Source organism: Foetidibacter luteolus (genome assembly GCF_009650435.1).
GTDB classification, from domain to species: domain Bacteria; phylum Bacteroidota; class Bacteroidia; order Chitinophagales; family Chitinophagaceae; genus Foetidibacter; species Foetidibacter luteolus.
Genome location: NZ_VVIP01000003.1, coordinates 159,344 through 174,617, shown reverse-complemented (window position 1 = coordinate 174,617; position 15,274 = coordinate 159,344). Strand labels below are relative to the sequence as shown.

At 44.4% G+C, this 15,274-nt stretch carries 9 protein-coding genes; 6 read left to right on the top strand and 3 right to left on the bottom strand.

Going from position 1 to position 15,274, the window contains the following annotated elements; genetic code table 11:
- Positions 1-130: 130 nt before the first annotated feature.
- From F0364_RS00840 to F0364_RS00825, 4 genes are all read left to right on the top strand, one after another.
- Positions 131-1,342 carry an HD domain-containing protein gene (locus tag F0364_RS00840; protein ID WP_153795844.1) on the top strand — a complete coding sequence of 404 codons (1,212 nt, stop codon included), beginning with the start codon at positions 131-133 and terminating at the stop codon, positions 1,340-1,342.
- A gap of 128 nt (positions 1,343-1,470) precedes the next feature.
- Entirely contained in the window at positions 1,471-2,523 is a 1,053-nt protein-coding gene (lpxD, locus tag F0364_RS00835; protein ID WP_153795843.1) for a UDP-3-O-(3-hydroxymyristoyl)glucosamine N-acyltransferase, read from the top strand.
- 378 nt (positions 2,524-2,901) lie between these two features.
- A complete protein-coding gene (locus tag F0364_RS00830; protein ID WP_153795842.1) occupies positions 2,902-3,105 on the top strand; it encodes a hypothetical protein in 204 nt (67 codons plus the stop codon).
- On the top strand, positions 3,102-3,551 hold the full coding sequence (locus F0364_RS00825; protein WP_153795841.1) for a PIN domain-containing protein: 450 nt from the start codon (positions 3,102-3,104) through the stop codon (positions 3,549-3,551). Before F0364_RS00830 ends, F0364_RS00825 begins: the two co-directional genes overlap by 4 nt.
- Before the next feature lie 118 nt (positions 3,552-3,669).
- Here F0364_RS00825 and F0364_RS00820 read toward each other — a convergent pair whose 3' ends face one another.
- On the bottom strand, positions 3,670-5,937 hold the full coding sequence (locus tag F0364_RS00820; protein ID WP_153795840.1) for a TonB-dependent receptor: 2,268 nt from the start codon (positions 5,935-5,937) through the stop codon (positions 3,670-3,672).
- A gap of 570 nt (positions 5,938-6,507) precedes the next feature.
- Here F0364_RS00820 and F0364_RS00815 point away from each other — a divergent pair.
- Entirely contained in the window at positions 6,508-7,920 is a 1,413-nt protein-coding gene (locus F0364_RS00815) for a bifunctional UDP-3-O-[3-hydroxymyristoyl] N-acetylglucosamine deacetylase/3-hydroxyacyl-ACP dehydratase (protein ID WP_153795839.1), read from the top strand.
- Between the two features lie 101 nt (positions 7,921-8,021).
- A complete protein-coding gene (gene lpxA, locus F0364_RS00810) occupies positions 8,022-8,819 on the top strand; it encodes an acyl-ACP--UDP-N-acetylglucosamine O-acyltransferase (protein WP_153795838.1) in 798 nt (265 codons plus the stop codon).
- Here the strand turns inward: lpxA and F0364_RS00805 are convergent.
- Together F0364_RS00805 and F0364_RS00800 are read right to left on the bottom strand one after the other, a co-directional pair.
- A complete protein-coding gene (locus F0364_RS00805) occupies positions 8,816-9,310 on the bottom strand; it encodes an SRPBCC family protein (protein WP_153795837.1) in 495 nt (164 codons plus the stop codon). The two genes, lpxA and F0364_RS00805, sit on opposite strands and share 4 nt — an antisense overlap.
- 502 nt (positions 9,311-9,812) lie before the next feature.
- Positions 9,813-14,957, bottom strand: coding sequence for a S8 family serine peptidase (locus F0364_RS00800; RefSeq protein ID WP_207632447.1), 5,145 nt, complete (start codon positions 14,955-14,957; stop codon positions 9,813-9,815).
- Positions 14,958-15,274 lie beyond the last annotated feature (317 nt).

The window sequence follows — 15,274 nt, the reverse complement described above, 5'->3', positions numbered from 1 at the left end:
CCGTCACCAAATGTATTCATCTAAATTCCCCCTGCTTTCAACTTCCATTCTAATTCTTCTTTGCACCAACATACAAATAGTACATTTGATATTTCCATAGAGGATTTGATTTAACAAATTACCAACAAGCATGCCGCCGAAAAGAAAAATCATTAACGACCCTGTTTACGGTTTTATTACGCTTAACCATCCGTTGATATTTGATATACTTTCTCACCCTTATTACCAGCGGTTGCGCCGCATTCACCAAATGGCGCTGGCACAACTGGTGTACCCCGGTGCTGTGCATACCAGGCTGCACCATTCCCTTGGCGCTTACCATCTTATGTGCAATGCCGTTATTGAACTTAAATACAAGGATGTAGATATTACACCCGAAGAAGAAACCGCGGTTAAGGCCGCCATACTGTTGCATGATATTGGCCACGGCCCCTTCTCCCACGCCCTGGAGCACAGCCTGGTGGCGGGCGCTCACCATGAAGAACTGAGTATGCAGATTATTCATGAAATGAACCGCCAGCTTGACGGCCGCCTGCAACTGGCGCTGGATATTTTTACCGGCAATTATCATAAGCCATTTTTATACCAGCTTATCAGCGGCCAACTGGATGTTGACCGTATGGACTACCTTTCCCGCGACAGTTTTTTTACCGGTGTTAGCGAAGGTGTTATTGGTTACGACCGCATTTTAAAAATGCTGGTGGTACACAACGGTCAATTGATGATTGAAGAAAAAGGCATTTACAGCGTAGAAAAATTTTTGATTGCACGCCGCCAGATGTACTGGCAGGTTTACCTGCACAAAGCTGTACTTGCTGCCGAAAAAATGCTGGTAAAAATTATAGAAAGGGTGAAAACAATTTATAATACCAACGATATACAATTGCAAACCAATTGCGCCTTAGACTATTTTTTAAATGGCTTTAACGGCGTAATGAACAAAGCGGCGCTGGACATGTTCTGCAGTATGGATGATACAGACATGATGTTTGCCATTAAACGGTGGAGCAAACACCCGGATGTGGTATTGCAAACACTTTGCGACGGTATTTTAAACCGCCGGTTACTTAAATGCCAGTTGCACGACGAGCCGATAGATGAAGGTACATTACACGCCATCCGGCAGAAAGTGGCGGGGCAACTTGGCATTAGCATTGAAGAAGCCGCATTTCTGGTTTTTAGCGGCGAAGCGGTTAATACCATATATAAAATGGATGACGAACATATTAACGTGCTTTTTAAAGATGGCCAGGTAAAAAACATAGCGCAGGTGTATAACCCGCTCATCCATCAAACACTTTCCACGCCTGTTAAAAAATTCTACATTTGCCAATTAAAGTAAGTCAGTTGGTCATAAAGTCAATTAGTCATAACGGCTTTATAACAATCGGGTTGCCCGCTTACTTAAATGGCTTTATGTCTCAATGACTGGATGACTTAATGTCTCTATGACTTAAATGACTTTATATTATGCAATTCACTGCAGCGCAGATAGCGCTTATGATTAATGGAAAGGTAGAAGGCGATGCTTCTGCCGCGGTGGGCTCGTTTGGCAAAATTGAGGAAGCCAAGCAAGGCCAGCTTGCTTTTTTAGCAAACCCCAAATACGAGGAATTTTTATATACTACTGGCGCTTCCGTGATTATTGTTAATGATTCTCTTGAATTGAAGCAACCCGTAACCGCTGCCCTTATCCGTGTGCCTGATGCATATAGCGCCTTTGCGGTACTGCTGCAAAAATACCAGGAGTTGATGCGCCAGCAGTTGCAGGGCATCCAGCAACCATCCTTTATAGCCACTTCCGCTAAATTGGGAGATAAGGTTTTTATAGGCGCCTTTACTTATATAAGTGAGCATGTAGAGATAGGCAACAATGTAAAAATTTACCCCGGCGCCTTTATTGGCAACAATGTAAAAATTAACGACAATTCTATACTGTACCCCGGCGTTAAAATTTACCATGATTGCATAATAGGCAAAAATGTTACCATACATGCCGGTACTGTTATTGGCAGCGATGGCTTTGGCTTTGCACCACAGCAGGATGGCTCTTACAAAAAAGTGCCCCAAATTGGCAACGTAGTGGTTGAAGATTTTGTAGAAGTAGGCGCCAACGCCACCATAGACAGGGCCACCATTGGTTCAACCATTATAAAGGCCGGCGCCAAATTAGACAACCTTATACAGGTGGCCCACAATGTTGAAGTAGGTAACAATACTGTTATAGCTGCGCAGGCGGGCGTTAGCGGCAGCACAAAAATTGGCAATAATGTTATGATTGGCGGCCAGGCGGGTATTGTAGGCCATATTCACATAGCCGATGGCAGCAAGATAAATGCCCAAAGCGGTGTAAGCAAATCCATTAAAAATCCTAATACCGCTGTTACAGGAACCCCGGCTTACGATTATACCAGCGCCTTACGCAGCCAGGCTTTAAGCCGCAAACTGCCCGAACTGGAGAAAAAGATTGCCGAACTGGAAAAGCTGGTACAGCAGTTAATGACAGAAAAAGTTGTTGAATAATTCCATGCCCCAGGCGTTTTGGTATTGTTTATTTATTCACCAATCAATGTCATTTAGTTACAGGTGTGATGCGTGAAAAGTAACGGACATAAAACGGTTTCGACAAGCTCAACCTGACATTTGTTTCTTAAACTAAAAACATTATTCACCATTCACAAATTTTGGCTACCAGCAGCATATCCTCGTAGCATCGCCTGTTGCGTCGCAATCCGTTCATCGTTCAGGAATACTATGGGGCTTTTCCCGCATGGTAGATTATATACATGAATTGCTTTCCTGGTACCTCCTCATGTTTCAAATTGTTGCACACCATTTTGTCAGCAGCTTCATAAATTAGACAACGGGAAAAAATGGTAACTTCGGACAAATATTCGAGCAATGTTAGTAGAAAGAACAAAAAAAGAAATAATTATACGGCTGCCATCTTCTGTGGATACTGAAGACCTACAGGATTTTCTGAATTATGCACGCTACAAAGAGCTGACTGCTAACTTTAAAACAGACCAAAAAGAAGTAGATAAAATTGCAAAAGAAGTTAATGAAAAGTGGTGGACTAAAAACAGGAACAAACTGATTAAATGAAAATTATCGTTGATACAAACATTGTTTTTAGTGCCATTCTTAATTCCAACAGCCGTATCGGGAAAATCCTATTACATTCTAAAGACCACTTTCAATTTTTTACCTGCAGTTATTTAAAAGTTGAAATTCAACGACACCGCAACAAACTTTTAAAAATAACAAAACTGACTGAAGAACTACTTTTAGAACTTGAAGAACTTGTAACTCAACACATCACTTTCATTGACGAACGGCTTATTCCGCAAGACCTTTTAATCAAGACCGAAGCACAACTAAAGTCAATTGACCCTGATGATACAGTGTTTGTAGCATTGACAAAACATTTAGAAGGAAAATTGTGGACAGGCGATATGCAACTTTATAACGGGCTTAAAGCAAAACGTTTCAAGGACATTATTCTAACTTCAGAATTATCACTATTACTTGATGACTTAGAGCAGGGCTAAAACATCATTTACTATTCAGTTTGGTGGCTGTCACCGGCATGGTAATATATCCCCCACTCACCACTCACCATTCACCACTCCCTACTCACCATTCACTACTAACCATGTCACGCACCTCTCAAAACCTATACCCCACCCCCACTCTTATGCTAAACGGCACCCCGGGTGTATAATGCAGTTCCGTTACCGGCTCCTGCTCATTCCGCAGGCGGCTTTCCGTATCAAACTGCGCTTCGTTCCAGTCGGTATTTAAAAGGTTCTCAATAGTTAGCTGGTATTGCCAGTGGTTATTGCTGTAACGCAATACCGCATCGTTTACAAAGTACCCCCTTGTTCTTACTGTGTTGGTTTCATTAGCAGGGCGGGCCGGTAACCAGCGGTAACGCAAAGACGCTTCTATACCCTTGCTGAATTTTGCCGACAGGCCGCCCATACTGCTAAACCGTGGCGCCAGCGGAATGCGGTTTTCATTTTTAGGCACATTCAGCAAAACTGGGCTGGCATAGTTGGCATCAACATCGGCATACAGCCATTTGGCTATTTGTGTGCGCAGGGAAAAATCAATGCCCCGCCTGCGGCTTTTACCGCCGGGTTCCACTATGGCTTCATCGCCAACATATACAAATTCCTGGTCAAGGTTCAGTTGCCAGAACGCAAGGTTGAAAAATACATGCTCACCCAGCTTGCCATCGGCGCCAATATCAAAACCATAAGCCGCCGGGGCTATCTGCCTGCCGTTCTGTAGCACGGAAACCCTTGCATCGTTGCTGTGAAAGCTCTTGCCTGTTTTTACATACAGGTTTAATACGTTAGACAGGCGATAATTCAAGTTAAGCTTGGGGCTTAACGTACCGGCGTGGGCTTTGCCTGCCTGTGCATTGCGCAACAGGTCTGCATAATTAAAATAAAAATAATCATACCGCACCCCGGCATTTAATTGCAGCTTATCTGTAATAGCTATAGCGTTATCCCAGTACACCCAGCTATTCAACTGGCGTATGTTTCCCCAGGCATAGTCTTCGTTAAGCGGCATACGCTTAACCGCCCGGCTAAGCCTGCTGCCGTTGGTAGCGTCGTAACGGCTGCCGGCACTCCAGGTACTTTCCGCATCCCTGTTGCCCAAAGCCCATTTTTTTTGCAGGGCCATATTGTAACCACCCAGGTTCCGCTTTTCGTATTGCCTTATCTCATCCCCGTTAACCGGATCATTTAAAAAGAATGTAAAGTTGCTAAACAGTTCAAACCGGTAGTTGCTGTAAAACAGTTGCTGGCTTAAAGTTGTGCGCTCATTTAATTGCGTTTTCAACTGCAGGTTTATATTAGTCCTGCCGGTTGAGCCACCCTCTGAATCGTCAATACTGCCAAACCTGCCAATAAGCCCCTGCTTAACCGCCCTCTCGGGTATTTGCCCGCTGGCATTCCACTTGCTGCCGAAGTCTGACGCGGATATGTTCAGCAAATTCTTTTTGCCAATGAGTGTACGGTATTTGGCAAATACATTATACCGGTTAAAATACTGAGGAGAGGTAAAAGGCCCGTTGCTATAATTGTATTCAGCAGCTATGTAGGCAGATTGGTTGGGGTTCTTCAACCTTTTTTGTTTGGGTATTATGTTCAGCAATGCCAGGGCACGCATGGTGCTAAAGTTGCCTGCTTCCAGCTTAACCTCGTTATTATCCAATGCGTCTTTGGTTGTAAAAGCCACATACCCAGCCGTTGTAAAGTCTCCTTTGCCGGTATAATAAGGGCCTTTGCCAAAGTCAAGCTTTTCTATGGTTTCCGGTATCAGGAAATGCAGGTCGGCATAACCCTGCCCATGCGCATGAGACACCATATTAACCGGTATGCCATCCACGGATATGTTCACATCCGTTCCATGGTCAATATCAAACCCACGCAGGAAAATTTGCTCGGCCTTGCCGCCACCGGCATGCTGGGCTATAAAAAGGCCGGGTACACAACGCAGTAAATCCTGCGAGGTGCGTACCGGCCGCAACTTCATATCAATAGCGCCAATGGTGTTGGTACTGTGCAGCAATGTGTTGGCAGTAACAGTAACATCGGCCAGCGCCAGGTAACTGCGCCGTAGGGAAAGGTGAACAGTTTGTGCTTCATCTTCGGCTGACTGTAACGTAACCGTCTGTTGCATGTAGCCGATGGAAGATATAACCAGTGTATAAGTACTCTCCTTAAGGTCTCCGAAAATAAATTTCCCCAACTCATCCGTAATGGCGGCTTTGGCTGTTTCTTTTACTGAAATAGTAACAAAAGACAGTGGAAGCTGTGTTTGTTCGTCTTTAATTACGCCTTTTATATAATGGTGGTTGGCATTTGCAGCAGAAAAAATGGTAAGGCAAAAAAACGACAGGGAGAGAAGCCTTTTCATAAAGCCAAAATTAGAAGGTTAACAATAGGTATGACGATGCAGTTTTTAATCAGTTAGCTTATGGCCATTTAACAGGCTAAAACCTCCGGCAGGCTGATGCACTTTAGCGCCAGGGATTGAAGCACAACTGAGAAAAAGCAACTAAATGTTGCTTTGACGAAAGTTGCGAACATAGTTCCCCGCTGACGGTCTGGCAGCGGGGGTCATGTGGCGGAGTATAAGCGTAAAGCCCGGCCCTTTGGGGGCGCCCAAAAAATTCTTCTTATCGGTAAACTAAACGGCACAAATGTGAAAGATGGTAAGAGCTCTGCAGTTAGCGCTTAATTCTTGTGCCTGCTATATCCAGGTTACTGTGGCAAAGCCAGTTTAACCTACGAAAAATATAATTACAGGGTTTTGCCAATCACCCTGTTTTTCAACAGGCGGCATGGCAATTGTTATTCGGCCACGCGGTTTTTTATCACACCGCATAGTACCTTAGCCGCGTTTTAGCAGGGCAAAGATTTTAGGTATTTTGAATTATTCTGTTATTTTTACCCATTGCCGGAAATTTAATTAACCAGTTTTATTATGAGTTTTAATCCAGATAAACAGCATACACTTGGTTCAACAGTTCATATCAGCGGTACAGGCCTGCACACCGGTATTTTAGTTGACATGACGTTGCACCCTGCCAACCCAGGTTTTGGCTTTCAGTTTCAACGCATTGACCTGCCCAATAAACCGGTAATAAAAGCCGATTGCGACCTGGTTACCGATACAAGCCGCGGTACTACCCTGCAACTGGGCGAGGTAAAAGTGAGCACGGTGGAGCATATACTGGCTGCATTAGTGGGCATGGGCGTGGATAACGTTTTAATTGAGCTGAATGGCCCTGAAATACCTATTGTAGATGGCAGTTCGGAGCCTTTTATTGAGCTGATTGAAGAAGCCGGCGTTACAGAGCAGGATGCCGCTAAAATATGGTACAGCCTGGATGAAAATATTTACCATTACGATGAGGTAAAACGCGTTGAAATGGTTGCCTTACCGGCCATAGAATACCAGATTACCACGTTGATAGATTTTAACAGCCCGGTACTGGGTACACAGCATGCCGGCCTTAAAACCATACGCGACTTTAAAAACGAAATAGCTCCCTGCCGCACTTTTTGCTTTTTACATGAGCTGGAAATGCTGCTGGACAATAATCTTATCAAAGGCGGAGACATCAACAACGCCATTGTGGTAGTGGACAAACCCGTTACCGAAGACGAAATGAGCCGCCTGGCCAAAGCTTTTGGCCGGGAAAAGATGGAAGTTAAGAGCGAAGGTTACCTTAACAACCTGGAACTGCGCTTTCCTAACGAACCGGCACGCCACAAGCTGCTGGATGTGGTGGGAGACCTTGCCCTTATTGGATACCCCATTAAGGCACGCATTATTGCCAACAGGCCCGGCCACAGTACCAATGTAGAGTTTGCCAAAAAAATTAAGCAGTACATAAAAAAGAACAGGCATGTTAAAGATGTGCCTGTATACGATCCCACATTGCCCGCTGTGTACAACCTGGAGCATATTGAAAAAACATTGCCCCACCGCTTTCCTTTTTTGCTGGTAGATAAAATAATAGAGCTTACCGATACACGCATTGTAGGCATTAAGAACGTAACCTTTAATGAGTGGTTTTTCCAGGGGCATTTTCCCGGCAATCCTGTAATGCCGGGTGTTTTGCAAATTGAAGCACTGGCACAAACGGGGGGCATACTGTGTATTAACGCTGCCCAAAACGGTAAAACAGATGCCAAATACGATACCTACTTTTTAAAGATTGACAACTGTAAGTTTAAACAAATGGTAAGGCCGGGCGATACCATGATTTTAAAAATGGAACTTTCGGCCCCCATACGCCGCGGCATTTGCGAAATGAAAGGTACCGTGTATGTAGGTGGCAAGGTAGCTACCGAGGCCGACCTGGTTGCACAAATTGTGAAGAGAAGTTAAAACTGTAACAGGATGGCTGAATAAAGCTATTTTTGCGCCGCCTGCAACTGCAATCCGGCATTAATGCACAATAAAACCAAGCGATAAGCGATAATATCTGCATGATTCACCCGCATACATACATTCACCCCAATGCAAAGCTTGCCACCAACGTAAAGGTTGACCCTTTTACTGTTATTCACCAGGATGTTGAGATTGGAGAGGGTACCTGGATTGGCAGCAATGTTACCATAATGGAAGGGGCACGCATTGGCAAAAACTGCCGCATTTTTCCGGGTGCGGTTATAGCAGCCATTCCGCAAGACCTTAAGTTTAACGGTGAACGGACATTTGTAGAAGTGGGCGATAACACTACCATAAGAGAGTTTGTTACCATCAACCGCGGCACTACAGACCGCTGGAAAACACGGGTGGGCAATAACTGCCTTATTATGGCCTATTGCCATATTGCCCACGACTGCGTAGTAGGCAATAACTGTGTAATGAGCAATAACAGCCAGTTGGCAGGCCACGTAACGGTTGACGACTGGGCCTGGATAGCCGGTGTATGCGCCGTTCACCAGTTTGTACACATTGGCCAGCACGCTTACATTGGCGGGGGCAGCCTGGTAGGTAAAGATGTGCCCCCGTACATAAAAGCCGTTCGCAACCCTTTAAGCTATGGCGGCGTAAACAGCGTAGGCCTAAAACGCAGGGGCTTTTCAATTGATAAGATCAACCACATCCTGGATATCTACCGCACCATCTACAACAAAGGCATGAACATTTCCCAGGCAATGGAATACATTGAAGAAGAAATGACCGCCAGCGACGAGCGGGATGAAATTCTCACTTTCATCAGAGAAAGCGGCCGTGGCGTTATTAAACGCTATGTAAAAGGCATGAGCGAAGACGATTAAAACTCAATGTTGCTAACCTCCCCAGGCCACGAACCAAACAATTTTTCCACTACAGCATATCGGTAAATGAATATCTTTTTTAATTGTGCCCGCACAAATAACGTATTGGCCATATCGCCAATAACCCAAAACGGAATTTTATAGTGTACAATATCCGTCATTTCCACACCGCCGGCCACAGGTTTAAAATGGTGTTGGTGGTGCCACAGGCTGTACGGTCCGTAACGTTGCTCATCCGCAAAAAACTGCAGGTGATTTACGTGGGTAATCTCCGTCATCCAGTATAGCGGAATGCCCAGTAACGGGCTTACTTTATATTCAATAACCTGTCCGGCATATATATGGTTGCCATGGTGTTTACTGGTAACCTTAAAAGCCAGGTGGCCGGGCGTTATGTCCTTCAGGTTGCCGGGATTGCTAAAAAAAGCCCATACATCTTCAATACCTGCCGGAATTTTTTGCACAGCCTTTAAAGAATACACTCTGCTCATAAAGGGTTTTGTTGCTCAACAAAAATAGGGTTGATTGGTTTGGGGTTCTGGCTAATTAACTATTGAATCGTGAATTTTCAGACACATGTTATCGTGCATTTTACATCGTACATCCCACATCATACACCTTACATAGGTAAGTACTTCGTACTTCACCCTTCGTACTTGTTTTTGGGGGTGTCCCCAAGCTGCGCAAGGGGCCGGGCTTTCCGCTCATACTCCGCCACAAAGCTGCCGCACAAAGCCCTCAGCGGGGTATCCGCTTCAATCCCTCACCCGAAGTTGCAACACACCCCGGCTTTTTGGGACAGGTTTTTAACCTGGGTCCAAATATCAGATTTCCTTACTTCGTAATACAAATGACCCCCGGATATCAGGGTATGCGGCCATTGAGGTTCTTTGTTGCGTTTTTAATGGCTGCCCAAACGGTATCTAGCAAATGTTCTTACTTCTGGCTGGTCATGCACAATAGCAGCATCTTAAAAATCAAGAAAAATGCACTTTATTTCTCAGTCTTTACCAGCTTTTTGTTGTAAACAGCGGTTTCTGTTACAATTTTCAGGTTATACAAACCATTCGCTAATCCATTCAGCATTAACCGGTACTGGTAGGTTTGGGGTCGTACTATCCTTAACAGTTTGCCATGCACGTTGTAACAGTACACTTCCTTTACAATATCGTTGGTTGTTATCAGTACATAGTTGCCTGCAGGGTTAGGCGCAATGCTGTACCACGCACCATTGGCATTGCTAACATGCTCCGTTTTACTGTAATGAAAGTGGCCATCCTTATCAACCTGCCGGATACGGTAGTAATTAATGCCGCGTAAGGGATTAACATGAAGCCATCGGTAAGCTTTGCTTAATGCCAAATTACTTTGGGCTTCCAGCTTTGCCAGTTCAGTAAACGCAAGCCCATCGGTACTGTGCTCAATAGTGTAATGGCTGCAGTTTACCTCGCTGGCAACACGCCATACCAGTTCAACTGCTTTACCTTTCATTCCGGCTGAAAAAGAAAGCCATTTTACTGGCAATGTACTGCTCGCCCAGGCCAGCGAAAAATCGCCAAATGTTGAGAAAGGGATTGTTGAAGTAATAGTACCTGTATCTATATGGGTAGCCGCTCCGCCAACATCAACCCAGTTTCCATTGCCATCATGTTTTACAATACGCAGGCGTGCTGTGTCGTGCAATACTTCGTCTGCTGCAATGTACGACAGGGAAACGGTGCCTGTTGTTACTGTATCAGGCCTGGCGGGTATGCTTCTCTCATTTTCAATTTGCCAGTAACCAGTATTGATTAATTTGCTTATGCTGGTGGGCAGGTTATAAGTTGGCGGCGGCTTGCTAACATAGCGGGCCTTAAAATAATTTTCCGGCACATATCCCCGGCGTTGTATTTGCAATGTTACGGGCTTAAAAGTAGTACCGTAGCCCGCCGGAAACCAGAAATTCTCTGTAGAATTTACAATTAAGCCGGCCGTTTCTGAAGGAAATTTTATAAAGCCATCAATAAAACTTGAATTGTTACCACCGTGTAACATAGCCTTCCTTTGATAAATACCGCAACTCAAATCATTTTTATCTTCAACCTTTACCACTCCATTTTTTAATTGCAGGTATGATTCTACATTAAACCCAGAGTTAACATACAAAGCACCCTGAGCCTGCATAATCAGGTACTTTATGCTGGTAGGTCCGCCGCTTACAGTTACCCCATTACCATTTTGAAAAAATACGGAATCAAAACCGCACTCCTTAATGCAGGTTATTGCTTGCGGCATTGATCCGTCAATGTAAAGCGGCGCCTCTATATGATAACCCATTGTAAGCCCGCCACGCAGCAATATTGATCCTTTGCCGTCAATCCTGCCATTAGAGATCAATTCTACGTCTCCATCGGCAATAAGGTCAAAGCCTGTACCGTCCATTAGGGTCAAAGAAAAAGACTTACTCACCAGTTTAGCTCCGCCTTGCACCCATACCTGGTCAAGCCTTAGCTCTGCTGTATCTATGGTTACAGTATGGCCGGTTTGTATAATAATGCTATCATCACCATATAGGGGAAAAGCCTGGGCCTGCGTAAATTTTCCATCATCCTCTTTCACTTCCCAGGTTGTGGCACGGTTAAATTTGCCGCTTATTCTTGACCGGTACACTTTAGGCTTAAAGCAGGATAGAATAGCATCCCAGGTACCTACATTACCGCCGCCAGAGCGGAACTTAAATGTAAGCGGGCCATTTATTGAATGATAATCATGATTAAGGATAGGTTGGTTCCATTTTGAAAATGCATTAATAAGCTCGTTTTTAGCATTAGCATCGGAGCCGCCATACAGGAACAAAGTGTCGTTGGTTTCATATATTACATCACGGTGCTGTACCTGGAAGGCACTGAAATTTACTTTCAGCTTGCTGCCAGGTTTTGCCGGGTAAATTGTTTTTGTCCAGCGTTCATTTGGTTTATATGATGTATCTGCATGGCCGCCGGAAGGGTAGAAATAACTAAAGCAGGTGGTGTCATTATTATTATTGTTAAGCTTTATTGAACAGTCTTTCACTTTGAAAATGGCCGAAGTACTACCACAACCTCCTCTTCCGGCGGTAATTTTTACCTGGTAACGACCTGTTCTGGGTGCAATGTAAAAACTGTCTTTGGCATCGGGTATTATTTTACCGTCCACCATCCACTGGTAATGATAATTAGCATTTTTTGTTGCGGATAACCTTACTGATTCACCCTCACAAATGGAATCTTTTGGCGCTGCTATTTTAATTGCTGGTTTGCCTGCGCCTGGGGTTATCTTTATAGAACTTACGGCCACATTGCCGCAATAATCTTTTACCGTAAGGGTATAAGTAGTTTCCTTCAAGGGGTTTGCTAAAGGGTTCGCATCTTTGCTGTTTGACAAATACTCTGATGGAGACCAGGTATAATCATAGTTGCCGCCGCTTATAGAGGTGGCACCCACTACGCTGAAATCCCCTACCGCTCCTTTAACTGTTGTGTTAAGTGTTAGCGTGTCCATCTCCCGCAGGTCTGCGCCCTGATTCACGCCATCCCAACTATAATAATATGTGCTTAGGTAAAGTTTGCCGTTCAGCGGGTCAAAACCGCCATCAAGCCGGTAAATATCCTCGCCATAATTAAGGTAAGCAACATCACCGTAAGAAGAGCCTGTATGCTTGTCTAATCTCACAATCCCATTATCATAAAGTCCATTATCGTATTTATAATAAAAAGCAAACAATGTACCATTACTGTTAAAGGCTATCCATGATATCAAACCTGGGGCATTTACCGGTGTTCTTACGATGGCAATGCCAGTTATTAGGTCTACGGTATAAAGATAACTGTGGTAAGACTCGTCATGAGCAACTGCGTATAATTGTTTGGATACAGGGTCCCAGGCCAACCCTGTCCAGGAAACTTTGTTACTTGATAAACCAGCTTTAAAAACAAGCTTTGCGATAAATGTTTGTTCGCGGGTAATAGTGTCCATCCGTATTAGGTTGCCAGTGCGGGTGAGCAGGTAATAGCCCAATGGGGTAAAATCTCCGGTGCAATCGGTATTTTCGGTAATGGCTGGCAGCGGTATAATGCTATCCAGGCTATAATCACGTGGGTTTTCTGTATCAAATTTCAGTAACCCTCCATCGCTAGGAGTTTCCCGGAAATAGACACCATACCCCCGCTTTTTACCTACTATTTTAACTCCACCTCTTGCGGAGGGCATACCTCCTATGCGTACCGCTTCTCCACCGGTACAAATGGATACTGGCCCACCAGCATCTGCTATCAGGCTGTCCGCTTCCGGTGCTGTTACAGTAATAGGGGCAGATACGGCTGTGCAACCGTTAGAATGCGTTACCGTTACGTCATATGTTCCCGCTTCTTTAGCTATAAACGTAGTCCTGCTGCTATCATTAGCCACTCCATTAAAACGCCATTGATAGGCCGCCATTGCAGATGGGTTTAATACACTGAGTTCAACCGAAGTACCCTTGCAAAGCATGGTACTTGCAGCAGTAGCCTCAACTGTGCAAAATAAGCCGCTGATAGCAGCCTGTACGGCCTTATAAGCATTTACAAGGCCATAGCCTACTTCGTCATTCCATATGCCTGCGGGGTTGCCTTCTGTCATTTTAAAATTATAGCCCGAAATTTTATCGCAGCTTGTTTCCATTGCCATCCTTGCTTCCGTTGCAGTTAGTTCCGGGTTGGCAGATAAAATCAATGCCATCACACCAGCCGCATTAGCACAGGCCGAAGATGTACCAGTGAATATTTGTATATAGTCGCCGTAGTTATTGTACCCATCCTTTCCTGAAATATCGGTAGTTGATATGGATACCCCAGGCGCTACCACATCCAGTCCGGCGCCATAATTTGAACCCCAGTCATCATTTGCACTGTTGCAATCATGAGGGAAATAAGACTTGCGTAGCAAGCACTGGTTAATGGCGCCTACTGCTATTACCAATGGATTGCTGGCAGGATAATCAACTGCGCCATTTTCATTACCTGATGCAAATAAAAGTATTGCCCCTTTACCATCACGGCCTTGTTTTGCCGCACGTTCAATAGCATCGTTTACAACACCCGAAAGCATGCTGGCCGTCCATGAGTTGCTAATAATCGCTGCGCCATTTTGCCAGGCATAATCTAAACCGGCCGCTATGGAAAAATCAGTTACAAAGTTGCCGCTCCAATCCATCATGTTAACAGGTATAATCTTACAATCAGGTGCAATACCTGCCACACCAATGCTATTGTTAGCTATAGCGCCAACAATACCTGCACAGGCTGTGCCATGACCTCTCAATGTGTATATTGGCCGGCCGTCACCAGGGTTGGAGGTAAGGGTGGTGCAATCAAAACCCTGTAGCAGGTTAGCTTTTAAATCTGCGTGACCGGTATCCACACCTGTATCCATAATAGCAATTTTAATATCGGTACTACCAGTGGTAATAAGCCAGGCGCTATCTACACTCATACCTCCACCATTGTTTTTATGTGCCCATTGACTGAAGTATAAGGAATCATTGGGCGCTCCGGCAAAGGCGTTATGTGTTCTGAAATCCGGCTCAGCATACTCGAACAAGCCTGATTCATAAAACAGGTTGGCCATTTTTAAGGCGTCATAATCGTTAGTCTCACCAGCGGCAATAAGGTAAATGCCCTCAGCAAACGGATACTTGCTTTTTAGCACGCAATTATGTTTGGCCAGCAGACCTTGCAACTGCACTATGCCCGTACCGGGTTTTAAAGACACGATAAAATCTTCCCCGTACGTAGCCTCCTTACCCGAAATACCAGCGATTGCAGGCCTTGCAAAGGCTATCAACTTTTTATTCAACCCCGTTATAAGCCTATCAACATATACTTTAGAAACACTATTACCGGTACGCACAAACGCATGTTTACCATCGGCCAGCAGTTGCACAGAATCTTTCGTTACCCCAAATAGCTGCGCTATACCTGTTTTAGACTTTTCCTGATTTTTAAGGCCGACTGACACAAGGCCATAGATTTGGCGTAATGGTACTTTTTTGCTCTTGTAATAATAAAAAAGATTATCACCCTGCGCTGTGGCATAGATAGCAAAGCAGGCAGTAATCAATAGGAGGATCAAACGGTTATTCATACAGCATTGTTTTGGCATTTGGCCGGTTAACAATATTTGATAGTTATGCTTTAGCCTGACTTCCAGGGTTACGGGCTTAACATTACGTCTGCTTAGCTACAGCATTACCGGCCAGGCCTATCTACCAGCTTAGTACGCCAAAATTGTAGTGAGATAATATCCATGCATGTATTGTAGTATTACTGGGCACGATAGTTATGTATAAATCTATGCAGGTAAATGTAACAATTGAAGTTACTTTTAAAGTTAAGTAAAAACATATATATTGTTTTGAATGCTCCCAGAAAAAATTGATACAATAACTCTTTTCTACAGGT

Excerpts from the sequence above, each read along its gene's own strand:
- F0364_RS00830 (WP_153795842.1), top strand. The coding sequence starts at position 2,902 with ATGTTAGTAGAAAGAACAAAAAAAGAAATAATTATACGGCTGCCATCT.
- F0364_RS00840 (WP_153795844.1), top strand. The coding sequence starts at position 131 with ATGCCGCCGAAAAGAAAAATCATTAACGACCCTGTTTACGGTTTTATT.
- lpxA (WP_153795838.1), top strand. The coding sequence starts at position 8,022 with ATGATTCACCCGCATACATACATTCACCCCAATGCAAAGCTTGCCACC.
- F0364_RS00820 (WP_153795840.1), bottom strand. The coding sequence starts at position 5,937 with ATGAAAAGGCTTCTCTCCCTGTCGTTTTTTTGCCTTACCATTTTTTCT.
- F0364_RS00825 (WP_153795841.1), top strand. The coding sequence starts at position 3,102 with ATGAAAATTATCGTTGATACAAACATTGTTTTTAGTGCCATTCTTAAT.
- F0364_RS00800 (WP_207632447.1), bottom strand. The coding sequence starts at position 14,957 with ATGAATAACCGTTTGATCCTCCTATTGATTACTGCCTGCTTTGCTATC.
- F0364_RS00805 (WP_153795837.1), bottom strand. The coding sequence starts at position 9,310 with ATGAGCAGAGTGTATTCTTTAAAGGCTGTGCAAAAAATTCCGGCAGGT.
- F0364_RS00815 (WP_153795839.1), top strand. The coding sequence starts at position 6,508 with ATGAGTTTTAATCCAGATAAACAGCATACACTTGGTTCAACAGTTCAT.
- lpxD (WP_153795843.1), top strand. The coding sequence starts at position 1,471 with ATGCAATTCACTGCAGCGCAGATAGCGCTTATGATTAATGGAAAGGTA.